The following is a 21,130-nucleotide window of genomic DNA, read 5'->3' as shown; positions in this document are numbered from 1 at the left end:
ACTGCTGCTATTGGCCGGGCGAGACCTTCTCCCAGCCGCTGTCGGGATTGAAGCTGCCTATCCGGGCCGCGATGCGGGCGGTCCGGGGGCCGAGGTCCTTCTGGTAGACCGTGCTTGAATGGTTGAGCATGAAGCTCATTACGCCGGACCTGCCATACTCCGCCGGATAGGCCAAGATGGCGAAGCCGCCGATCATCCGCCCGCCGGCGACATAGTCGATCCGCCCTCCCGGCGCCGCGGAGCCCTGCCGTGTCAGGATCTTGAAGTAATAGCCGTGATAGGGCCGGCGTTCCTCGCCGGCGCGGTAGCCCTCGCCTGCCGCTTCGGCCGCGAGTTCACCCAACGGGCTCTGCTCCTCGCCGGCAGTGCTCGGCCAGTACAGCCCATCGCGCATGCCCGTCCGGCTGACGATCCGGCTCGCGTAGAGACCCGCCCCCTTCCCGGTCCGATCCTTCGCCGCGTAATCCTGCTGCGCGTCGTAGAAGGCGAGAACGGCCTGCATGGCGGCGAGCTCGTTGCGGCCGATGCGGCGGGCGGTGATCTCCCTGCTCCCGGCCTCCGAATCGAACTTCCAGCGGCCGCCGCTGCGAACGATCGGGATCGGGAAGGGAAACTCGTCCTGCCCGACCAGCAAGGTGGCGGTATCGCCCTTCTCGCTCAGCGAATGGCGGTTGTCATAGGCGACGACGAAGCGCTCGCGATCGGCCGCGTCGGCGACTGTATCGCCGGAGCTGAGGATCGCGCGTGCCGGAGCGCCGAGAATGGTCCGCAAGCGCGCGACGTCCCGGGCACGCACCGCTTCGACCAGGGCCGCCGCGGCCTCGGCCGGCGTATTGAAAGGCTGCTGGGCATGCGCGGCCGTCACCGGCGAGACGAGCAGAGCCGCCCCCGCCGTGAACAGGAGAGCGAGCCGACGCAGCGCTTGCCATGGCTTTGTCATGAAACCGATCCCGGGAGTTGAACGAAGCTGGCGACGAGACCCCTTCTCAGTCCGCATCGCCGACCGGCACGAGCGAGGGCGTGGCTGAAGCGCGCCACGCGGCGAAGCTCTGGAACGGCACGCCGATCTGCCGGTAGTCGACGCGGAGATAGCCATCGGCGCCTTGGCTCACCGCCCAGGGTGCGACGCCAAGGACCTCCTGCGCGATCACGCCGACATAGCGCTTCTCCGAGCCGCCATAGGCGAAACTGTAAAGACCGAGTCCATTGTCGAGATGGCCGAGCAGCACGACGTCGTGCTTGAGGCGGATGTCGGAGCGCCGACCACCGCCCCTGCCTCCACCGCGGCCGCCGCCCATGCCGCCACGGCTCATCCCGCCGCCCCGGCTCATCGCAGCTCCCCGGCCCATGCCACCACCGCGATTCATGGCCGCGCCACGCCCCATACCGGGTCCGCCGGCATGCATCGCCCGAGGACCGCCGCCGCCGCGCGCATGCGCCAGACTCGCCTGCCCGCGCTGCGACTGCAGATTCGCAGCCCGTCCCTGCTGCACATTGCCGAAAGCACTGTCGCGGCCCGGCGCAGGGCGCCGCGCACCCGCATCCGGCCGCCGGGGCTGCGTCGCGGCGCGCGCGCCCTGCCCTCGGCCATCGCCGCCTGGACGTGCGTCACGGCCGGGCCCGCCCGGTCGATTGCCCGCGCCTGCCCGGTCGCCGGGACCGCGGTCCGGCCGGTTCGCAGCATTGGCGCGATCGCCCGGACGCTGGTCAGGGCGGGCTCCGGCGCCAAGATCGCCGCGGCCGCCTTCGGGGCGCAGCACCTGATCGCCACCGCGGCCGCGAAAATCCATCCGGCCTTCGCTACCGGCCCGGAGGTTGTTGCCGCCAGTGAATTTCTGTTGAACTGCATTGTTGCGGTACTGGACGCCATGGCGATGCTGGGGATTGTGCTCCCAGTGCGTCACGCGGTTGCGGTCGATATTGATATTGTTGTTGCCCCAGTTGACGTTGCCGCCCCAGTAATTTCCGGTGCTCCAGCGCCCGAGCGCGTACGCGGTTCCAAAGGCGAGGCCGGTCGCGAGCACGCCGGTGGCGATATATCCCGGTGCCGGGAAGTAGTAGGGCGGATAGGCCGGATAGGGCCATGAGCCATAGGCCACGGCCGGGTCGTAATAGGGAACGTAGAGCGTGTCGGGCTGCGTCGGCTCGATCAGGATCGTCTGCTTGCCGCTGTCCTGCCGCACCGTGATCTTCTGCTGAGAGCCGGAGGACAGCTTCTTGGCATCATAAGCCCGCGTCCGCATCCGCTGGACGCCATCCATCACGTCCGGCTGCTGGGCGAGAACCGCATCGCCGAGCTTCTGCGTCCAATCGAGGTTCTTGCTCATCATCTCGAGCACGGAAGGCGTGGCGACCAATGATTTGACGCTGGCGTCCCAAGGCTGCTGCTCGGCGGCGGCCTTAAGCGCGTCCCCCTTGAGCTTCTTGTTGCCGGTGACCCAGCGATCGGCCTGCACGACCTCGAGCGGATAAGTCGAAGCCATCAAAACCTGCGCCAGCAGCGTGTCGGGATAGAGCGCGATCGGCGCGACGAGCGCCTCGAGCTCGGCGCTGCTCAACGTTTGCGCGGCCTGCGCCGCAGACGGCGTAGCCGGCGCGGCCGCCGGGGGCGCGGCCTGAGGCGGCGGGGTCTGCGCAAGCGGCCGGGAAACCAGACCACAGGCGAGGAAGCAAGCCAGCGCAATCCGCAGATCCATGTGCTTCTCCCTGGCGCGGCGCCTTCGGGGCCCGCCCCCGCATCAAGGCGCAAGGCGGCAATCCATCTCCTTGTCAGAGCGCCGGCTTCTCCCGAAGCACGGCCTCGGCTTTCGGCCCGATGCTCTATCGCGGCGCCGTCACCGTTCTCCGGGCCGGCAAGGTCGCCATGGCTTCCTCGGCCTCGCGCAACCTCCGGAAGGCCTCGACATTGGCGCGTCCGGCAGCCATCGCCTCGGTCATGCGCCCGTCGCGCATCATGTCGTAGTTTTCCTCAAACGTATCCATCACGCACCCGGCCGTCTTGTTGCAGGCCTGAGCCGGGTGACTTGCGGCCCACAGCCAGACCATGCTGCCGAGAACGAGAATTGCCGCTGTGGTCACGGTTCTGCTGGTCATGGCGCGAACTCCAAAACGCATCCCCGACGGTCGCTCCGCATGCTGAGCGGCACGACCTCAATCGGGCTAGCTCCGGCTCGATACCGATACTAACGCATTGGCCGCGGTCGAAACCTGTCCCTGGGGACAATAGGTCGGTACATCGTCGGCCCTGAGCCAGCCCACGGGCGATCTACAGGTGGGAGCTGCCGGATTCGCCAGCCTTGTTCAGCGGAGGCCTTCCATCGGGCACGCAGAAACCGTGCAGACGCCCCTCGCTGATCAGCTGGCAGATGACCACGCCGACGGCGTCCCCCTCTCTTGCGCGCCCCTCGCGATAGTGACCGAGTTGCTCACGCTCCAATTTCGCGAGTCGATCCAGCCATTCCTTGAGCGTCATGGATAGCGGCCTCCCCCCGAAGCGATAGGAGAGCTTAGACCCTGGGCCGCAAGCGCCCTTGAGGCAAATCAAATTCGGGATATCGAATCGGTCTCGAGCCGCCCTCCTCCTGCGTGACCTGTCTCACAGACGTTGCGCCCTCGAACCGCTCCCAATGCGGCTCCATCGGCCGAGCAAGGCCGCAGAGCGAACGGGGAGCGCAGAATGAACGTTCTCGATCACTACGCCCTTCACGAGGCCAGCATGACGAGCGCGACGCCTTCGCGCCGCAAGCTCTCTCTGCAATCGGTCCTGGACCGCCTGGCTATCGGGCAAATCTTGCGAGAGGAGTACGTCTACGAGGTCCACGGGCCGTTTGTCGCGGACGAGCCGGCGCCGCCGCGTCCACGGCTCGCCGCCTGGATGATCGCCAAGTTGTCGGGTTGAGCGGGAAACGCTCAATCGTTCGGCAAACCGGCGAAGTCGGCGCATTCGCCGGGTGTCAGCGCGCGGCCGGGAGAGGACGCAATCAGCCTCGGCCCATTATAGAGAACCCGGCGATTACCGAAAATCTCGATGGCTTCGAGGCTTATGGCGGACAGGGAGTCCTCGCGATTCAACCGCCAAGACGTGCCATGCAATGACTACGCTTTGGTGGGGCAGAAGGTGGCACGAATCCGTATATTTCAGATCTGCACTCGTCAATTATGCTCTCTCTAGCGGAATCATAGTTCTTTTTTAAGATCAATTTTGCTATCTTATTAAATGCCGATCTGCGAGCTACGCTAATGTGAATTGCCGTCCGACTAAATACATCTTTCTCGGCACGCATTCGCGCTTCCAGCATCGCCGCCATGTCGCGCCCTCCCGTAGCTTGTATTGAATAAGCCCTTTGATTCCCGCGATATCGGATCAGAACATTACGCTAGGTTGCTAGCCAGGCGCAGGCAATCGACCTAATTCTTACCGCATGAAGCGCCGATGTTTGAGATCCGATGCTTGCCGGCGGCGCCACACCCAACGCGCGGAACACGCACGGATCCTGCCCCCCAGGCAATCATCCGCAGATCGCGCGTGCATCCCCCAGGAAGGTGCGCCTGCGAAACCTACGCGGGATCACCGACGCGATCATGGGCGAGGACCGGGCGACGATGAGGCAGGCATTCGGCCTGCTGGCTGCCTGTCGCGACGCAGGGCGAGCTGACGCGGCCTCACCGGGAATGCTCGTCGCCGCGCTCAATCAACTTCCTTGCGGCCGCCTACATCGCTGCGACCGTCGGCCAATGGTTGCGAGTCCGGACCCTGGTAGAATTAGCCAACCTGTCTCTTGCTTTGCTCAGGCAAAGATTGGACGTTTGAGGAAGCTCCAGGCTCGACGCGCGTCCCCGCCCCCTCGAAACCCAAGGGGTATTTCTTTTGACAGCTGAGACGAGCAGTGTTGCGCGCCGGCTTGCCGCCATCTTGGCCGCCGATCTGGTGGGTTATTCGGCGATGATGGGCCGAGACGAAGATGGCGCGTTCGCTGCCGTTCGGACCCTTCGTCACGACATCATACAACCGGCCCTCGACGCGCACGAAGGGCGGCTCTTCAAGACAATGGGGGACGGTTTTCTCGCGGAGTTTGCCAGTCCACTTGGTGCAGTCCGGTGCGCGGTCGCGATTCAGAATGCCCTGGTCGGCAACTCGCTTCAGTTGCGCATCGGCATCAATATCGGAGACGTTCTCGTGGAGGAAAACGGAGATATATTTGGAGACGGCGTAAATATTGCGGCTCGCCTTGAGGCTTTTGCAGCGCCATGCGGCATCGTCCTGTCTTCGAAGGCTCATGCCGAAGTGGCAGGAAAATTAAATATTAATTTCAACGACCTGGGCGAACACAATCTTAAGAATATTTCTAGTCCGATACGAATATTCTCTATCAGAGAATTATCGTATTATACAAAACGAACCCACGATGTTCATGGCTTTGAAGGCGACATCAACCCGCTCTCGATTGCCATTATGCCATTTGACAATCTATCGGGAGATCGATCGCAAGAGTATTTTTGCGATGGCCTGGTTGATAGCCTGACGACTGACATAGCACTCCATATTCCCAATCTGTTCGTAGTCGGACGCAGTTCAGCCTTTACCTATAAGGGAGCAAGCGTCGATGCGAGGCGGGTCTCAAGGGAACTTTCGACGCAGTACATTCTACAGGGCAGCATTCAACGCTCCGGGCAGCGATTCCGAATAAATGCTCGACTTGTAAACGGCGCAAATGGTGAACAACAGTGGTCGGAACGTTTTGATGGAGATGCAAGCGATCCGTTCGGAGTTCAAGATGAAGTAATCAGCCGGATCGCCAATTCTATAGCTGGAGCCATCTACGCTGAGCGCTCACGCGCAGTCGAGGCGCGCGGCGGCGAGCCCGGCGTCATGGACTTGGTCCTTCAGGGCTGGGGAAAAGCCTTCTTGGGCGACCGGTCTAAAGCGGCATTCGATGCTGCAGAGCCATATTATCGCGCCGCTTTGGCGATCGAGCCCACCAACCCGGATGCGAACATTGGCTTGGGATGCGTCATCGCCGGCCGCCTTTTCAATGTAGAGCGCTATTCCCTATCGACTGAGGAGTTGAAGCTTCGGGTCAATGAAGCTCATAAGCTTCTGGACGCCGGACTCTCGCAAAAGCCCCAGGCCGCGATGGCTCATTCGGCCCGCTGCATCCTGTTTGCAGTGGTACATCGTTGGCGCGAGGCTCTCTCCGCGTGTGAACTCGCACATTCGCTGGACGGCAGCTCCTCACTTTATCTGATTAACATTGCAAACTGCCGTACGGCACTCGGTGATCCACAGAGCAGCATCGAATACTTAGAGAAAGGTCTCCGCCGATCGCCCCGCGATCCAAATATCGGAATACTCTACAGCGCCCTCGGCCGAGCGCACCTCTTGCTCGGTCGCTGGCGGGAATCGATCGACTACAGCCTCCGTTCCCGCGTGACGGCACCAACCCTTATCGTTGTTCACCTCGCTTTGGCTGCTGCCTATGCGCAAGTGGGAGATAAGGCCCAAGCGGAAGCATCGCTGGCAGATGCGCGCAAGATAGAGCCCAACGTATCGTTCGCTTGGTTAGATGCGCATGCATGGTCCTTCGAACCTGCGTATCTGCGATTCGCGGAGACCACCTTCTATCAGGGCCTTCGCAAGGCCGGGCTGCCTGAGGGTGATCGACTGGCAGCCCCTAGCCCGGCAAGACTCCATGAGCGGACGTGAGAGCTGCCATATATCGAAGGGCCGAATGTCGCCGCCCGCTCATAGGCAGGAGCAATTCTCTGAGAGCAGCAGTCCAATCACCCGCATCGATGCTCCGCAGCGCACTCAAGCATATCGCCAAGGAATGCGGGTCGGAATGATGGCGCTGATGAAAGCCATAGAAGCAACCCCTGGCTATCAATCATTTGCCTGGAGCGCTGGCGGACAGGGAGGGATTTGAACCCCCGATACCCTTGCAGGTATGCCGCATTTCGAGTGCGGTGCATTCAACCACTCTGCCACCTGTCCGCGGTGCTCATGTCGAAGCGGGGTGCTTGTTACACACCAGCCCCGCGCCGCACAAGCCTCCTTGAGCAGAAGTTTCAACTCATCGGCAGGGAGCGCGCCGGCAGGGTTTTCCTTGACGCAGGCGCCCTGCCCGCCTAGAGAGCCTCGTCCGGCGTGGGGAAACCCGCGCCTGATCTCTTTTGCGCGAGCGTGGTGCCGGGTTCTTCAAGGAGCCGGCAACGCAAGCCCAGAAGAGCAAACCCAAAACGCAACGACTGCCAAAAAGTCGCCCTGCATGCGCCGCGAGGCCAGTGACAGGGCGGGGCCGAACATGGAGAACAATGATGTTCGCAGTCATCAAGACCGGCGGCAAGCAATTCCGCGTCGCCGCCAATGACCGCATTACGATCGCCAAGCTCGAGGGCAACCCGGGCGATACCGTCGCCTTCGGCTCCGTGCTGATGCTGACGGATGGCGAGAAGTCGACGATCGGCGCGCCCTTCCTGAGCGACATCACCGTCGCCGGCGAGATCGTCGAGCAGACCCGCGGCGAGAAGGTCATCGCCTTCAAGAAGCGCCGCCGCCAGAATTCGAAGCGCAAGCGCGGCTTCCGCGCCGAGCTGACCGTGGTGCGCATCACCGACATCCTCACCGGCGGCAAGAAGCCGGAGATGAAGAAGGGCGAAGCCGCCCCCGTCGCGCTCAAGGCCGCCAGCCCGGCCGTCAAGGGCAAGGCCAAGCCTGCCGCCAAGGCCGAGGCGCTCGACGCCTCGAACCTCTCGCTGATCTCGGGCGTCGGCCCGACCATCGAGAAGAAGCTGCGCGCCGCTGGCATCACCTCGTGGAACGACATCGCGTCGTGGGCCGAGGCCGACGTCGCCAAGTGGGACGAAGAGCTGAAGCTGCGTGGCCGCGCCACCCGCGAGGAGTGGGTCGTGCAGGCCAAGGAGCTGCTCGCCGGCAAGCCGCCGCGGGCCAAGGCCGACCAGGCCGAGCTCGCTTCCGGTGAGGACTACTGACCCTCGCTGTCAGGTTCTCACGGGCTTCGTTTCCGAAACCGGTGGCCTTTGCCGCCGATTCGGGTTACATGGACTGAAGAGTTTTCGAGGTAGGGCGTTATGGCTCACAAAAAAGCAGGCGGTTCGTCGCGCAATGGTCGCGACTCCGAAAGCAAGCGTCTCGGCGTGAAGCGTTTTGGCGACCAGGCCGTCGTGGCCGGCAACATCATCGTGCGTCAGCGCGGGACCAAATGGCATCCCGGCGTGAACGTTGGCCTTGGCAAGGATCATACCCTTTTTGCCACGGCGAACGGCCGCGTGCGATTCACGACGAAACTCGGCCGAGCTTTCGTCAACGTAATTCCGGCCCAAGAGGCCGCAGAGTAAACGGCGGATAGGGAACTTTCTCGATCCGCCGGTTCCATCGAACCGGATGATCGAGAAGGGGCAAAAACCCGTCACGGGTTTCCCGAAGGTCAACAAGCCGGGGGAGATGGGACCAAAGCCCATCTCCCCCTTTCTCGTTGCGCCGACGGAGAGACCCGATGTTCCCTGAACTGACAAGAGACGACGTCTTCCGGCTCGAGACGCGGCGTCTGTGGCTGCGCTGGCCGCGTATGGCCGACGCCTCCGCGATCCTGCGGCTCGCCGGCGCCAAGGCCGTGGCGGAAATGACGGCCTCGATCCCGCACCCCTATCCGTCCGGTGCGGTCGAGCCCTTCATCTTCGCGATGCGCAAGGGCAATGCGCTCGGCGAGCACCTCGTGCTGGCCGTCACGCCCCGCGACCGGCCCAATGAGTTGATCGGCATGATCGGCGCGCATCCGCAGGCGAGCGGGCGCCCCTTCATCGGCTACTGGCTCGGCACGCCGCACTGGAACAAGGGGCTGGCGACCGAGGCGGTGCAGGCGCTGATCGATACGCTGTTCTCGCTGGTCGAGATCGAGGCGATCGAGGCCGATACGCGTGTCATCAACCCAGCCTCGCGTCGAGTGCTGGAGAAGAGTGGCTTCCGTCAGGAGGGTTCCTTCCTCAAGGCACTCCCGGCGCGCGGCGGCCTCTTCCCCTGCGAGCAGTTCCGGCTCGACCGCTCGACCTGGGCGGCGCTGAAGAGCTGGGGCGCCTCGGGCTGGACCCCCGCCCCGCCGGAGGGAATCCCGGACGAGGAAGCCTGCCTCGCCTGACATCGACCAGGGGCCCGCCGAAAGGTGGGCCCTCTTTTCGTCCCGTGCATTGCTCTCCCAGGCGCATCAGACTACCTAAGCCAGCATGAAATTCCTCGACCAAGCCAAGATCTATGTGAAAGCCGGTAACGGCGGCGCCGGCTGCGTCTCGTTCCGGCGCGAGAAGTTCATCGAGTTCGGCGGCCCCAATGGCGGCGATGGCGGACGCGGCGGCGACGTCGTGATCGAATGCGTCCAGGGCCTGAACACGCTGATCGACTTCCGCTTCCAGCAGCATTTCAAGGCCAAGATCGGCGAGCACGGCATGGGCAAGGATCGCCATGGTGCCAATGGCGCGCCGATCGTGCTGAAAGTGCCGCCGGGAACGCAGATCCTCGATGAAGATGGCGAGACGCTGATCGCCGACATGACCGAGCCGGGCCAGCGCTTCGTGCTCTGCAAGGGCGGCAATGGCGGCTTCGGCAATGCCTATTTCAAGACCTCGACCAACCAGGCGCCGCGCCACGCCAATCCCGGGCTCGACGGCGAAGAGCGCTGGGTCTGGCTCCGGCTGAAGCTGATCGCCGATGCCGGGCTGATCGGCCTGCCCAATGCCGGCAAGTCGACATTCCTGGCGACGGTCACGGCCGCCAAGCCGAAGATCGCCGATTATCCGTTCACGACGCTGCATCCCGGCCTCGGCGTGGTGCGGGTCGACGGACGCGAAATGGTGCTGGCCGATATTCCGGGCCTGATCGAGGGCGCGCATGAAGGCCATGGCCTCGGCGATCGATTCCTCGGGCATGTCGAGCGCTGCCGGGTACTGCTGCACCTTGTCGAGGGCACGAGCGAGCACGCCGGCAAGGCCTACAAGACTGTGCGCAACGAGCTCGCCGCCTATGGTGAGGGGCTAGCAGAGAAGCCGGAGATCGTGGCGCTCTCCAAGGTCGACGCGCTGACGCCTGAAATGCTGAAGGAACAGCTCGCCCGCCTGAAGCGCGCCTGCAAGCGCACGCCGATCGTGCTCTCATCGGCGTCCGGCGAGGGGGTGGAGGCGGCGCTGCGCGCCGTGCTCGCCGTGGTCGAATCCGCCCGCGCCGAGGAGGAGCGCGAGAACGCACCGGCGCAAGAAGTCGGCTGGCGCCCCTGAGGCGCCGGCGCCCAGGGCACCGACCCCTGTTTAAATCGCGCGATGCAGGAGTGATCCAGATTTCCAGCATTGTGCGTTACACCCCTGACGACGCGCGAGAATTCGCGTTCGAGGCTGCCATTGCTGCGGGCGCGGCCGAGGCTGCGGCGAGATCGCTCGCGAACGCGACCGTCGCTGCCGAGCTTTGCGGCCGCGCCTCCGTCGGCTTCGCGCACCTCCCGGACTATCTCGACGGTTTCGCGGCCGGCCGTATCATAGGCCAGGCCGAGCCCGAGATCGCGTTTCCCGTCCCAGCGGCCATCCACGTCGACGGCAGGGGAGGCATCGCCCAGCTCGGCTTCGACCGGGCCTTCGATGCCCTGCGCCAGCGCGCCGGCCTCCATGGTTTGGCCGTCTTCATGCAGCACAACAGCTACACGGCGGGCGAGCTCGGCTACTACGTGCGGCGGCTCGCCGATGCCGGTCTCGTCGCGCTGGCGGTCAGCAATGGCCCCGCCCTGATGACGGCAGGATCCGGCCGCAAGCCTGTCTATGGCACCAACCCCATGGCATTTGCTGCGCCGGTGAGCGACGCACCGCCGCTGGTCATCGATCAGGCTTCGAGCGCGACCGCCTTCGTCAAGGTGCGGCGCGCGGCGGAGATGGAGGAGGCGATTCCTGCCGGCTGGGCCGTCAATGCCGACGGCGAGCCGACGACCGACGCCCGCCAGGCGATCAAGGGCGCGCTTCTCGCCTTCGGCGGGGCGCGCGGCGCCAATATCGCGCTGATCGTCGAGGTCCTTGCCGCCGGGCTGACCGGTGCGAACTGGTCGCTCGACGCCCCCTCCTTCGCCGATGGCACCGATTCGCCCGGCGTCGGCTTGTTCGTCATCGCCTTGAGCCCCACCTTGCTGGCGCCCGACCTGCCGGCACGGCTGGCCTTGCAGGTCGAGCGGCTCGCCGCCCACGGCGTCCATATCCCTGGCCGCACGCCCATCGTCGACGAGATCGCGCTGCCGAAGGGGCTGGTCGACGCCATCAAGGACCATGGCAAGGCTTGAGCGCGATGGCCGCGCCCCTTGCCTCCGGCGCCTACATGACATTCAACTCGCGTCATTGTCGTCCAATCGAACCGGGCCCGCCATGCTGATCAAACCGACGCTCTTCGCGCTGCTCTCCTCGCTGGCGCTGGCAGGACCGGCCTTTGCACAGACGCAGCGCCCGGCGCAGCCGGCCCCGGCGGCGCCTGCCGCTCCCGCCGCGGGCGGGGTCTCCCAGCCCGACAACACCACCGCGACCTATGGCGACTGGGTGCTGCGCTGCCAGCAGGGTGTCGGCACGAATCGCGTCTGCGAGATCGTCCAGACTGTCGAGCAGCAGGGCCAGCGCGGGCCTGTCGCCCTCGTCGCCGTCGGCCGCCCGGTCAAGGGCGAGCCCTACAAGCTGGTCGTGCAGGTGCCGCCCAATCTCACGCTCGGTAACAATGCCGGCGTGCGGGTCAGCGGCGGCGACAAGGAGGACGCGCTAGCCCTGTTCCAGCGCTGCACGCCGGCCGGCTGCTTCGGCGAGGCGAACTTAAGCGACGATGCCTTCAAGCGCTGGCGCGCGCTGAGCGAAGCCGGCCAGCTGCGCTATCTGGACGCGGCAAAGCGCGAGGTGACGCTGCCGATTTCGTTCCGCGGATTCACCGCGGCAACCGATGCGCTGGTGCGCGAGCAGCCCTGACAGGTATTCGTTCGGGGCCTCGACACGCCCCGAACGCCTCAGCCCTCGGCGAATTGCAGCCGGTAGAGCCTGGCATAGGCGCCCTCGCGGGCGATCAGCGCGTCATGGTCGCCGGTTTCGACGATCCGGCCCTCATCGAGCACGACGATCCGGTCGGCATCGCGCACGGTCGAGAGCCGGTGCGCGATGACCAGGGTGGTGCGACCCTTCATCAGCTGCGTCAGCGCCTGCTGGACGACTCGCTCGGAGTGGGTGTCGAGCGCGCTCGTCGCCTCGTCTAGCAGCAGGATCGGCGCGTCCTTCAGGATGGCGCGGGCGATGGCGAGGCGCTGCCGCTCGCCGCCCGAGAGACGCGAGCCGCGCTCGCCAACCCGGGAATCATAGCCTTCCGGCATCGCCATGATGAAGTCGTGTGCCGCCGCTGCCTTCGCCGCGGCGACGATGTCCGCCTCGCTCGCACCGCGCCGGCCGAAGCCGATATTGGCACGCACGGTATCATCGAACAGCACCACGTCCTGGCTGACGACGCCGATCTGGGCGCGCAGGCTCTCCAGCGTGACGTCGCGCAGGTCCTGGCCGTCGATCTCGATGCGGCCTTCGTTTGGATCGTAGAGGCGCGGCACCAGCGCCAGCATGGTCGATTTGCCCGAGCCCGAGCGGCCCACCAGCGCCGTGGTCTTGCCGGCCTCGGCCACGAGATCGATGCCTTCGAGCCCGCGCGCATCGTCACGATAGCGGAAGCGCAGATCGCGGAAGGCGACTTCTCCGCCGGTGACGGTGAGCGGCTTGGCATCCGGGCGCTCGGCGATCAGCGGCTTCTCATCGACCAGCGCGAAATAGCGCTTCAGCGAGGCGCCGGCCTCCTGGACGATGGCGTTGAGATTGCCGAGCGAGCGCAACGGCTGGGCGGCCAGCAACAGGGCCGAGACATAGCCGGTGAAATCGCCGACGGTCGAACCGCCGGAGGTGATGCGCACGCCGATCGCGGCGAGCACCCCGGCGACGGCGAGGCCGCCACCGACCTCCAGCAGCGGGTCGAGCCGGCCGCGGGCGTTCGCGGCCTTCATCTTCAGGGCCCGGATCGTCTCGAAGGCGCCGGCGGCGCGGTGCTTCAGATAGGGCTCAAGCGAATCGGTCTTGGCGACGCGCGCGCCCTGCAGGCTCTCGGTGACGAGGCTCGCCATCAGCCCGGTCTGCTCCTGCTGCGACATCGCCATGCGGCGCAGCTTCTTGCCGATCCGGCCGATCGGGCTCGCCACCACCGGCGCGACCAGAAGCACGATCAACGTCATCTTCCAGTCGATCCAGAGCATGGCGCCGACCAGCGCGATCGCAGTCAGCACGTCGCGGATGGCGATGTTGATGATACGGGTCAGCGCTTCCTTGACGAAGGTGAAATCGGTGGTGAAGCGCTGCGTGAGCGAGGCTGGATTTTCTTTCTGCAACTGCGCGAGGTCGGCATCGATCAGATGCGCATAGAGCGCAGTCTGCATGTCGGCCTCGATCCGGCTGACGACGCTGTTGGTTAGCACCGTCTGGGCGAGCAGCGAGAAACCCTTGATCGCGGTGACGATGACCACGACGATCGCGACGGCGTTGACGACGCCGATCTCGATGCCGATCGACTTCGAGACCAGGCGCTCGGCGCGGCGCACGAAGCCGGTCGCCTCGGCGGTGAGCGGGTCGGCGAAGGCGTCGAACGCCGCCTTGATCAAGAGTGGGTAGAGGCTCGTGGTCGCGGCGATGACGACGACCAGGCCGAGGATCATCGCGATCTGGGGGAGATAGGACCTGACCCGCTCGCGCCAGACGCGGGCGAAAAGCGCGAGGGTATCGTCCGTGACCTTGCCAATCTTCATGGGGCGCGGCCTATCATGGCAGCCATGCAAGCGCCACTGCCGGTCTTGCTCGCGACACGATGCTGACGTCCCATAGCCGGATTGATTCACCAGACATAGAGACCCCATGCCTCTCACGCCGCCGGCCCAGCCCGGACACTCCTTCGCCGAGATCGACACCCCCGCGCTGATTCTCGATCTCGACGCCTTCGAGAGGAACCTCGTGACCATGGCCGCCTTCGCGGAGGCCTCCGGCGTGCGTTTGAGGCCGCATGCAAAGACCCATAAGAGCCCAGAGATCGCATTGCGCCAGATTGCCCATGGCGCGGTTGGGCAATGCTGCCAGAAGGTCGGCGAGGCCGAGGTGCTGGTTGCCGGTGGCGTCACCGACGTGCTGGTCACCAACGAGATCGTCGGGGCCTCCAAGCTCGACCGGCTGGCCAGACTCGCCCGCGAGGCCCGCATCGGGCTCTGCGTCGACCATGTCGACGGGGTGCGCGAGGCTGCCGAGGCGGCAGCGCGGCACGACATCACTTTCGATATCCTCGTCGAGCTCGATATCGGCGCCCGCCGCTGCGGCGTCGCGCCCGGCGAGGCCGCGGTGCGGCTGGCGGAGGCGGTGGCCCGCAGCAATTCGCTGCGGCTCTCCGGCGTGCAGGCCTATCACGGCAGCGCCCAGCATATGCGCTCGATCGACGAGCGCCGCGAGGCCATCGAGCGCGCCGGCCTGCTGACCCGCAACGTCGTCGAGCGCATCCGCCAAGTCGGCCTGCCCTGCGAGATCGTCAGCGGCGCCGGCACCGGCACCTTCGATCTCGAAGGTCGCTCCGGCATCTGGAACGAGCTGCAGGCCGGCTCCTACATTTTCATGGATGCCGACTACGCCCGCAACCGCAATGCCGACGGCACGCCCTTCCAGACCTTCGAGCATGCGCTGTTCATCCTGGCCGGCGTGATGAGCAAGCCGGTGCCCGACCGGGCCATCGTCGATGCCGGGCACAAGACCGCAGCGGTCGATTCCGGCATGCCGACGGCCTTCCGGCGCGACGGCGTGATCTACACCAAGCCCTCCGACGAGCACGGCGTGCTCACCGGAGACCCGGTCGCCCTGCCCCATCGCGGCGACCGGCTGTTGCTCGTGCCCGGCCATTGCGACCCGACGGTCAACCTGCACGACTGGTATGTCTGCGTCCGCGGCCTGCATGGGCCGGATGCCCATGTCGAGGCGGTCTGGCCGGTGGCGGCGCGCGGCGCCCTCACCTGAGCGCGTGCTGGCTCAGCTCGCCCTGCGCGCGCTGACGCCGGCCCTACCGCTGGCACGTCGCTTCGGCCTGCTTCAGGAAAGCGTGGCGCTCTGGTCGCGCGGCTTGCGCCAGCACAAGGCCTGGGCCGAGCATCATTCCCGTTGCCGCAAACTGGTCGCCGAGGTCACGGCCGAATTGCCGCAGCGCCGCAAGGCCGTGATCCTCGGGTCCGGTTTCCTGCGCGACATCCCGCTGAACGCGCTCTGCCGGGGCTTCGACGAGGTCGTGCTGGTCGACATCGTCCACCTGCCGCCGGTACGCCTGCGATTGCTGCCACGCCGCAATGTCCGGCTCGTGACCTGCGACCTCACCGGCGCCATGGCCTGGCTCGCCGGCGAGGCCGAAGGCCGGGCCGATCCGCTCGCCCCGCTGATCGCCGACGAGGCGGTCGATCTCGTCGTCTCGGCCAATCTGCTCTCGCAGCTAGCCTGGCCGGTCGCCGACTGGCTTGAGGACCATCCGGAACGGTCCTCCGCCCTGCCGACAGACATGCCGGCCCGCTGTATCGCCTGGCATCTCGACGATCTCCTGCGCTTCAAGGCCCGCGTCTGCCTGATCAGCGATGTCGAGATGGTCGAGCGCGAACGCAACGGTGCGATCCATGACCGGATCGACCTGACCTATGGCGTCGCGTTGCCGCCCGAGGACGAGAGCTGGCCCTGGCCGGTCGCGCCCTTCGGCGAGGCGGAACGGGACCGGGAGTTCGTGCACCGCGTCTGCGCGTGGCGGGACTTCCGAGGAAGCTAGGTCGCCGCGCCTCGCATCTGGCGAGGACGGACGGCCTGATCCGAATTCGGCTGCACATCTCCGCTTATTGCAAATGCATCTCAATGACAAGTTATTGAAATAACTTATAAATTGACTTTTCAAACCCCCTTCCCTAGTGCGCTTTGCATCGGGGAGTAGCAGCGCGCTCAGGCGCGCGGTCGTGTCAACACACTCGCAGCGAGGACTGCGTGGCGCGATCAGCCGGATCAGTCCGGCCAAGCGAGACCGTGACGGTGGCGCCTTGCGGACAAGGCCCGAAATCCGTCCGCTCCTCGGTCCGCGTATGAGAATAGCAATGTCACCCGTTTCCATCGCCGTCCTCGCCGTCGGCATGTCGGTCGACGCCCTTCTGGCGTCCATTGGTCGGGGTGCCGCGGCGCAGCGTCCTCGCTTCGCCGAAGCGCTGCGCACTGGCGCCATCTTCGGCATCGTCGAGGCGATCACGCCATTGCTCGGTTGGGGCGCCGGCCTGGCCGCAAGCCGCTACATCGCGGCCATCGATCACTGGATCGCCTTCGTACTCCTCGGCGTCGTCGGCGGCCGGATGATCCTGCACTCGCTCAAGCCCGCTGCGGAACGCGAGGCGGTATCGCGCGGCAACTCGCTCTGGGCGGTGATGGCGACAGCGATCGGAACCAGCATCGACGCGATGGCCGTCGGCGTGTCGCTCGCCTTCCTGGACGTGAACATCGTCGTCGTCGCCTTGGCGGTCGGCTTTGCGACCTTCCTGATGTCGACGGGCGGGATGATGGCCGGCAACCTGATCGGCGCCCGATTCGGCCGCTGGGCCGAAAGGATCGGGGGCTTCGCCCTGGTCGGCCTCGGCGTCTCCATCCTGATCAGCCATCTCTCGGCAGGCTGACGAGACGCGGCGCCTCGTCTCTAACGATTGAGCCTGACCGTCCCACTCATGGACAGGTCATAGCCGCCGAACTCCCTGGCGCGCGCCGCGATGTCCGGCCCGCGCATCCAGCGGAGCAGTTTCTGCGTCTGTGGCTCGAAATAGCTGCGGCGGCGCATGACGAGGTCGACATGCTCCCAGACCAGCGGCAGGAATTCGAGCCCGAAGGCCATGGCGATGGCACGTGCCGCGATGCCGCAATCGGCCCTGCCGGTGCGGATTGCCAGCGCGAGGTCCTGTCCGGTGGCGCAGACGCCGTCCGCGGCCACCATCCTCCCTGAGCCGCCTCCCGCCCGCTCGAGCAGGCTCTGCAGCAGCAATTGCGCGCCGGCACCACGCTGACGCTGGGCGAAGCGCGCGCCCCTGGCGATGGCATCGGCGAGCCCATCCAGCCCCAGCGGGTTTCCAGGCGCCAGCAGCAGGCCCTGCTCGCGCCGGGCGAAATTGATCACGACCGCATCGTGCAGCGCCGCCTCGGCCCGGATCGCGACGAGGTTGGCCGCGTCGTCATCGGGCGTGGCGTGGAGATGCAGCGCCGCGACCGCAATCTCGTTCCGCAGCAGACGGTCGAGGCCGGCCTGCGAGCCTTCGGCGAGCAGCGCCAGCCCGCTGCCCGATTCACGAATGGCGAGTTCGAGCAACGAATCCTGGCTGCCGCCGACGATCGGTGGCGGCGGCGCCGGCTCCAGCCCTTCGGGGCGAGCCAGGCCCGCCTCCAGCCAGCGGTCGAGGCCGGCGCGCGGAAACAGCCATTTGCCGGAAACCTTGGTGCATGGCACGGCGCCCTGAGCCACCAGCTCATAGAGCTTGCGCTCCTTGAGCCGGACATAGGCCGCGGCTTCCTCAGTCGTCAGCCAGGATTGATCCTGCATTTAGATGTTCCTGCCTGCACAGGCTACGATATTGGCTTTTGGTCGCATTGAACTCTACCAATTGCAAATGCTTGCAATCGGATGTGGGCATTGGCGGGAGTGGGGTGTGGAGGTCGGCGCAGTATTCCAGGCGGCTTTTGCGCTGGTGGTCGGGCTCGATCCCGACTTCCTCGGGATCGTCGGCCTGTCGCTGCGCGTGACGCTGACCGCGGTCGCGGTCGCGGCGCTGGTCGGCCTGCCGCTCGGTGCGGCGCTGGCACTGGCGCGCTTTCCCGGCCGCTCGGCGATCATCGTCTGCCTCAACGCGCTGATGGGACTTCCTCCGGTTGTCGCCGGGCTAGCCGTCTTCCTGATGCTGTCGCGCTCCGGGCCGCTCGGGCCGCTCGGCCTGCTGTTCACGCCGACCGCGATGATCATCGCCCAGGTCATCCTGGTGCTGCCGATCGTGATCGCACTGACGCGGCAGGTCATCGAGGATCTCTGGGGCGAGTATCGCGACCATCTGCGCTCGGTCGGCCTCGAAGGCATGCGGGCGATCCCGACGCTGCTGTTCGACGGACGCTTCTCATTGGCGACCGCCCTGCTCGCCGGCTTCGGCCGGGCCAGCGCCGAGGTCGGTGCGGTGCTGATCGTCGGCGGCAACATCGCCGGCTACACCCGCACCATGACCACGGCGATCACGCTCGAAACCTCGAAGGGGGATCTGCCACTGGCGCTCGGCCTCGGCATCGTCCTGCTCTCGCTGACGCTCGCCATCAATGCCGTCGCCTTCGGCGCGAGCCGGATCGGCGCACGCTATGCGGGATAGGCGCCATGCTTGACGCGACCTCGATCCTGCCGCTCACCGTCGACGCCGTCTCCTTCTCCGGCGGCGGCAAGCTGCTGCTCGAGCCGAACAGCTTCGTCATCCCGGCCGGCGGCCTCACCGTGGTGCTCGGCCCCAATGGTGCCGGCAAGTCGCTGACGCTCAGGCTCTGCCACGGCCTGCTCGACCCGAGCCGGGGCGCGGTGCGCTGGGCCGACGCGTCCAGCGGCGCACGGACGTTGCCGAGGCGGGCCAAGCGCCACGCCATGGTCTTTCAGAAGCCGATCATGCTGCGCCGCTCGGTCGAGGCCAATATCGCCCATGCGCTGGCGGCGTCGGGGATAAGCGGGCCCGAGCGCAAGGCGCGCGGCCTCCAGGCCCTGGTGCGTTTCGGGCTGGCGGAGCGCGCCTCGCAGCCGGCGCGCCTGCTCTCCGGCGGCGAGCAGCAACGCCTCGCCATCGCCCGCGCCTGGGCGCTCCGGCCGGAATTGCTGTTTCTCGACGAACCGACCTCGCAGCTCGATCCTGCTGCGACGCGCCAGATCGAGGAACTGCTCACCGCCCTCGTCGCCGAGGGCATCACGGTGATGATGTCGACCCATGATCTCGGCCAGGCCCGCCGCCTCGCCGACCGGGTGCTGTTCCTGCATCGCGGCCGCCTCGTCGAGGACGCGCCCGCCGCCATCTTCTTCGCCGGCCCGCAATCGGCCGAAGCGCGTGCCTTCCTGGCGGGAGAACTGCTGTGGTGAAGCGCGCCGCCCCTCGCCTAAGCCCTCGTCATGCGGAGCGATCGCAGATCACGTCTCGAAAGATGCGCCGGAGCGCGCCGAACCACCTTTCGGGACGCCGCGGAGTTTGTTCTTGGGTCGGCCGAAGACCGGCGCCGAGAGCGGCTCGGCAGTGTGAAGTCTGAAGGAATATGTCCGACAGAAAACCAAGGGATGAAACAATGTCATTGATCCAGCGCCGCTCCCTCATCGCCGCCAGCCTGTTCCTCGGCCTCTCCGGCCACGCCCTCGCCCAGGCTCCCGCTGCGGCGCCGCCGGCCGCGACGGCGCCCGCCGGAACCCGCTTCATCACCGTGGCGTCGACGACCTCGACCCAGGATTCCGGGCTGTTCGGCCACATCCTGCCGATCTTCAAGGACAAGACCGGGATCGAGGTCCGCGTCATCTCGCAGGGCACCGGCCAGGCGCTCGACACCGCCCGGCGCGGCGATGCCGACGTCGTCTTCGTCCACGCCAAGGCGCAGGAGCTGAAATTCGTCGAGGAGGGCTTCTCCACCGAGCGCCGCCCGGTGATGTACAACGACTTCGTGCTGATCGGCCCGAAATCCGACCCCGCGGGCGTCGCCGGGACGACTGACATCGTCGCTGCCCTGAAGAAGATCCAGGAGAAGGGCGCGCCCTTCGTCTCGCGCGGCGACAAGTCCGGCACCCATGCCGCCGAGCTCAATCTCTGGAAGGCCGCCGGCATCGACATCGCCGCGCAGAAGGGCCCGTGGTATCGCGAGATCGGCCAGGGCATGGGCGCCGCCCTCAACACCTCCGGCGCGATGGGCGCCTATGTGCTCTCCGACCGCGCCACCTGGATCTCGTTCAAGAACCGCGGCGACCTCGTGATCTCGGTCGAGGGCGACAAGCGCCTATTCAACCAGTACGGCGTGATGTCGGTCAGCCTCGCCAAGCATCCGCACGTCAAATTCAACGACGGCAAGCTCTTCGCCGACTGGCTGACCAGCCCGGAAGGCCAGAAGGCGATCGCCGACTACAAGATCGACGGCCAGCAGCTCTTCTTCCCCAATGCCGGGCAGGCCGGGGCGTGAGGCGGTGCGCCGCCTCGCCCTCGCCGGACTTGTCTGCCTGATGGCCGGGACCGTAGCGGCGCAGGAGCCGGTGCTCCTGCATGCGGCAGGCAGCCTGCGCGGCGCCCTGACGGAGGTGGCGCAGGCCTTTGAGGCGCAGACGAAGCTCGTCGTGAAGCCCGTCTACGGGGCTTCCGGCCTGCTGCATGACCGCATCGCCAAGGGCGAGGCCGCCGAAGTCTTCGCCTCGGCCAATATGGAGCATCCTCAGGCGCTGGCGCAGGCCGGTGCCGCGGGGCCGGTCGTGCTCTTCGCCCGCAACGAGCTCTGTGCCTTCGTCCGGCCGGACCTGCCGGCGACCAGCGAGACCCTGCTAGAGCACCTGCTCGATGCCAAGGTGAAGCTCGGCACCTCGACGCCGCGCGCCGACCCCTCCGGCGACTATGCCTTCGCCGTCTTCGCCCGCGCCGAGACGTTGAAAGCGGGCGCCAAGGCTGCGCTCGAAGCCAAGGCGTTGCAGCTCACCGGCAGCGCGACCAGCGTGCCGGCTCCGACGGGCGTCAATGTCTACGGCCACAAGATCGCCAGCGGCGAGGCCGACATCTTCCTGGCCTACTGCACCAACGCCCAGCCTTTGGCGCAGGAGCAGCCGGGAATCCGGCTCGTCCGCCTACCACCGGCGCTCGCGGTCGGCGCCGATTACGGGCTGACGGTGCTCAACTCGGCCTCGCCAAACGGCTACCGGCTCGCCATGTTCATCCTGTCGCCGGCAGGGCAGACGATCCTGGCGAAGCATGGCTTCTCGGCGCCCGGACTGCCGCATGGCGGGCCTTGAGCGAAACGGGACGACAGC

At 66.2% G+C, this 21,130-nt stretch carries 21 protein-coding genes and 1 tRNA gene; 15 read left to right on the top strand and 7 right to left on the bottom strand.

Features of this window, described 5'->3' with window-relative positions:
• Positions 1 to 7: 7 nt before the first annotated feature.
• The 4 genes from DK26_RS17530 to DK26_RS17515 form a co-directional block, all read right to left on the bottom strand.
• Positions 8 to 940: a DUF2950 domain-containing protein gene (locus tag DK26_RS17530; protein WP_066475163.1), complete on the bottom strand. Its 933-nt coding sequence runs from the start codon at positions 938 to 940 to the stop codon at positions 8 to 10.
• A 46-nt stretch (positions 941 to 986) separates the two neighbouring features.
• On the bottom strand, positions 987 to 2,696 hold the full coding sequence (locus DK26_RS17525) for a DUF3300 domain-containing protein (RefSeq protein ID WP_066475162.1): 1,710 nt from the start codon (positions 2,694 to 2,696) through the stop codon (positions 987 to 989).
• Between the two features lie 124 nt (positions 2,697 to 2,820).
• Positions 2,821 to 3,093, bottom strand: a complete 273-nt coding sequence (locus tag DK26_RS17520) for a hypothetical protein (RefSeq protein ID WP_066475159.1) — start codon at positions 3,091 to 3,093, stop codon at positions 2,821 to 2,823.
• 172 nt (positions 3,094 to 3,265) lie between these two features.
• Positions 3,266 to 3,472, bottom strand: a complete 207-nt coding sequence (locus tag DK26_RS17515; RefSeq protein WP_066475156.1) for a hypothetical protein — start codon at positions 3,470 to 3,472, stop codon at positions 3,266 to 3,268.
• Between the two features lie 204 nt (positions 3,473 to 3,676).
• Here DK26_RS17515 and DK26_RS17510 point away from each other — a divergent pair, with 204 nt between their 5' ends.
• On the top strand, positions 3,677 to 3,898 hold the full coding sequence (locus DK26_RS17510) for a hypothetical protein (RefSeq protein ID WP_066475153.1): 222 nt from the start codon (positions 3,677 to 3,679) through the stop codon (positions 3,896 to 3,898).
• A gap of 1,014 nt (positions 3,899 to 4,912) precedes the next feature.
• Positions 4,913 to 6,703: an adenylate/guanylate cyclase domain-containing protein gene (locus DK26_RS28600; protein ID WP_157089699.1), complete on the top strand. Its 1,791-nt coding sequence runs from the start codon at positions 4,913 to 4,915 to the stop codon at positions 6,701 to 6,703.
• Positions 6,704 to 6,901: 198 nt separating this feature from the next.
• On the opposite strand, the gene DK26_RS17500 is transcribed toward DK26_RS28600, so the two are convergent.
• Positions 6,902 to 6,991 (bottom strand) — tRNA-Ser (locus tag DK26_RS17500).
• Positions 6,992 to 7,314: 323 nt separating this feature from the next.
• Here DK26_RS17500 and rplU point away from each other — a divergent pair.
• The 6 genes from rplU (at position 7,315) to DK26_RS17470 (ending at position 11,985) form a co-directional block, all read left to right on the top strand.
• On the top strand, positions 7,315 to 7,989 hold the full coding sequence (gene rplU / locus DK26_RS17495; RefSeq protein WP_066475142.1) for a 50S ribosomal protein L21: 675 nt from the start codon (positions 7,315 to 7,317) through the stop codon (positions 7,987 to 7,989).
• A 99-nt stretch (positions 7,990 to 8,088) separates the two neighbouring features.
• Positions 8,089 to 8,355, top strand: coding sequence for a 50S ribosomal protein L27 (gene rpmA / locus DK26_RS17490; RefSeq protein WP_066475137.1), 267 nt, complete (start codon positions 8,089 to 8,091; stop codon positions 8,353 to 8,355).
• A 158-nt stretch (positions 8,356 to 8,513) separates the two neighbouring features.
• Complete coding sequence (locus DK26_RS17485; RefSeq protein ID WP_066475135.1) at positions 8,514 to 9,152, top strand: GNAT family N-acetyltransferase; 639 nt, start codon at positions 8,514 to 8,516, stop codon at positions 9,150 to 9,152.
• 85 nt (positions 9,153 to 9,237) lie between these two features.
• The gene (obgE, locus tag DK26_RS17480) at positions 9,238 to 10,281 is read left to right on the top strand and encodes a GTPase ObgE (protein ID WP_066475132.1); all 1,044 of its coding nucleotides are present in this window, start codon (positions 9,238 to 9,240) and stop codon (positions 10,279 to 10,281) included.
• 50 nt (positions 10,282 to 10,331) lie between these two features.
• Positions 10,332 to 11,321 carry an Ldh family oxidoreductase gene (locus tag DK26_RS17475; RefSeq protein ID WP_248310007.1) on the top strand — a complete coding sequence of 330 codons (990 nt, stop codon included), beginning with the start codon at positions 10,332 to 10,334 and terminating at the stop codon, positions 11,319 to 11,321.
• Between the two features lie 82 nt (positions 11,322 to 11,403).
• Complete coding sequence (locus DK26_RS17470) at positions 11,404 to 11,985, top strand: invasion associated locus B family protein (RefSeq protein WP_066475129.1); 582 nt, start codon at positions 11,404 to 11,406, stop codon at positions 11,983 to 11,985.
• Positions 11,986 to 12,023: 38 nt separating this feature from the next.
• Here DK26_RS17470 and DK26_RS17465 read toward each other — a convergent pair whose 3' ends face one another.
• Positions 12,024 to 13,844 (bottom strand): ATP-binding cassette domain-containing protein, encoded by a 1,821-nt coding sequence (locus DK26_RS17465; protein ID WP_066475126.1) that lies wholly within the window; start codon positions 13,842 to 13,844, stop codon positions 12,024 to 12,026.
• 106 nt (positions 13,845 to 13,950) lie between these two features.
• On the opposite strand from DK26_RS17465, the gene DK26_RS17460 reads away from it, so the two are divergent.
• The 3 genes from DK26_RS17460 to DK26_RS17450 all read left to right on the top strand — a co-directional run bounded on the left by DK26_RS17460 (position 13,951) and on the right by DK26_RS17450 (position 16,757).
• Positions 13,951 to 15,087, top strand: a complete 1,137-nt coding sequence (locus DK26_RS17460) for a DSD1 family PLP-dependent enzyme (protein ID WP_066475123.1) — start codon at positions 13,951 to 13,953, stop codon at positions 15,085 to 15,087.
• Positions 15,088 to 15,091: 4 nt separating this feature from the next.
• A complete protein-coding gene (locus DK26_RS17455) occupies positions 15,092 to 15,874 on the top strand; it encodes a hypothetical protein (protein ID WP_066475121.1) in 783 nt (260 codons plus the stop codon).
• Between the two features lie 316 nt (positions 15,875 to 16,190).
• Positions 16,191 to 16,757, top strand: a complete 567-nt coding sequence (locus DK26_RS17450) for a manganese efflux pump MntP family protein (protein ID WP_157089698.1) — start codon at positions 16,191 to 16,193, stop codon at positions 16,755 to 16,757.
• A 20-nt stretch (positions 16,758 to 16,777) separates the two neighbouring features.
• Here DK26_RS17450 and DK26_RS17445 read toward each other — a convergent pair whose 3' ends face one another.
• Positions 16,778 to 17,668 (bottom strand): helix-turn-helix transcriptional regulator, encoded by an 891-nt coding sequence (locus DK26_RS17445; RefSeq protein WP_066475117.1) that lies wholly within the window; start codon positions 17,666 to 17,668, stop codon positions 16,778 to 16,780.
• 142 nt (positions 17,669 to 17,810) lie between these two features.
• On the opposite strand from DK26_RS17445, the gene DK26_RS17440 reads away from it, so the two are divergent.
• The 4 genes from DK26_RS17440 (at position 17,811) to DK26_RS17425 (ending at position 21,112) form a co-directional block, all read left to right on the top strand.
• Entirely contained in the window at positions 17,811 to 18,476 is a 666-nt protein-coding gene (locus DK26_RS17440; RefSeq protein WP_157089714.1) for an ABC transporter permease, read from the top strand.
• Positions 18,477 to 18,481: 5 nt separating this feature from the next.
• On the top strand, positions 18,482 to 19,222 hold the full coding sequence (locus DK26_RS17435) for an ATP-binding cassette domain-containing protein (RefSeq protein ID WP_066475111.1): 741 nt from the start codon (positions 18,482 to 18,484) through the stop codon (positions 19,220 to 19,222).
• 209 nt (positions 19,223 to 19,431) lie between these two features.
• On the top strand, positions 19,432 to 20,298 hold the full coding sequence (locus DK26_RS17430) for an extracellular solute-binding protein (RefSeq protein ID WP_066475593.1): 867 nt from the start codon (positions 19,432 to 19,434) through the stop codon (positions 20,296 to 20,298).
• A gap of 4 nt (positions 20,299 to 20,302) precedes the next feature.
• Positions 20,303 to 21,112, top strand: coding sequence for a molybdate ABC transporter substrate-binding protein (locus DK26_RS17425; protein ID WP_198162356.1), 810 nt, complete (start codon positions 20,303 to 20,305; stop codon positions 21,110 to 21,112).
• The last annotated feature ends 18 nt before the right edge of the window (positions 21,113 to 21,130 follow it).

The sequence above is a fragment of the Allobosea sp. WAO genome (assembly GCF_001509835.1).
Classification (GTDB): Bacteria; Pseudomonadota; Alphaproteobacteria; order Rhizobiales; family Beijerinckiaceae; genus Allobosea.
This window is presented reverse-complemented; position numbering and strand designations above follow the sequence as displayed.

Excerpts from the sequence above, each read along its gene's own strand:
- DK26_RS17465 (WP_066475126.1), bottom strand. The coding sequence starts at position 13,844 with ATGAAGATTGGCAAGGTCACGGACGATACCCTCGCGCTTTTCGCCCGC.
- DK26_RS17530 (WP_066475163.1), bottom strand. The coding sequence starts at position 940 with ATGACAAAGCCATGGCAAGCGCTGCGTCGGCTCGCTCTCCTGTTCACG.
- DK26_RS17525 (WP_066475162.1), bottom strand. The coding sequence starts at position 2,696 with ATGGATCTGCGGATTGCGCTGGCTTGCTTCCTCGCCTGTGGTCTGGTT.
- obgE (WP_066475132.1), top strand. The coding sequence starts at position 9,238 with ATGAAATTCCTCGACCAAGCCAAGATCTATGTGAAAGCCGGTAACGGC.
- DK26_RS17485 (WP_066475135.1), top strand. The coding sequence starts at position 8,514 with ATGTTCCCTGAACTGACAAGAGACGACGTCTTCCGGCTCGAGACGCGG.
- rplU (WP_066475142.1), top strand. The coding sequence starts at position 7,315 with ATGTTCGCAGTCATCAAGACCGGCGGCAAGCAATTCCGCGTCGCCGCC.
- rpmA (WP_066475137.1), top strand. The coding sequence starts at position 8,089 with ATGGCTCACAAAAAAGCAGGCGGTTCGTCGCGCAATGGTCGCGACTCC.
- DK26_RS17520 (WP_066475159.1), bottom strand. The coding sequence starts at position 3,093 with ATGACCAGCAGAACCGTGACCACAGCGGCAATTCTCGTTCTCGGCAGC.
- DK26_RS17450 (WP_157089698.1), top strand. The coding sequence starts at position 16,191 with ATGTCACCCGTTTCCATCGCCGTCCTCGCCGTCGGCATGTCGGTCGAC.
- DK26_RS17515 (WP_066475156.1), bottom strand. The coding sequence starts at position 3,472 with ATGACGCTCAAGGAATGGCTGGATCGACTCGCGAAATTGGAGCGTGAG.
- DK26_RS17510 (WP_066475153.1), top strand. The coding sequence starts at position 3,677 with ATGAACGTTCTCGATCACTACGCCCTTCACGAGGCCAGCATGACGAGC.
- DK26_RS17445 (WP_066475117.1), bottom strand. The coding sequence starts at position 17,668 with ATGCAGGATCAATCCTGGCTGACGACTGAGGAAGCCGCGGCCTATGTC.
- DK26_RS17435 (WP_066475111.1), top strand. The coding sequence starts at position 18,482 with ATGCTTGACGCGACCTCGATCCTGCCGCTCACCGTCGACGCCGTCTCC.
- DK26_RS17460 (WP_066475123.1), top strand. The coding sequence starts at position 13,951 with ATGCCTCTCACGCCGCCGGCCCAGCCCGGACACTCCTTCGCCGAGATC.
- DK26_RS17470 (WP_066475129.1), top strand. The coding sequence starts at position 11,404 with ATGCTGATCAAACCGACGCTCTTCGCGCTGCTCTCCTCGCTGGCGCTG.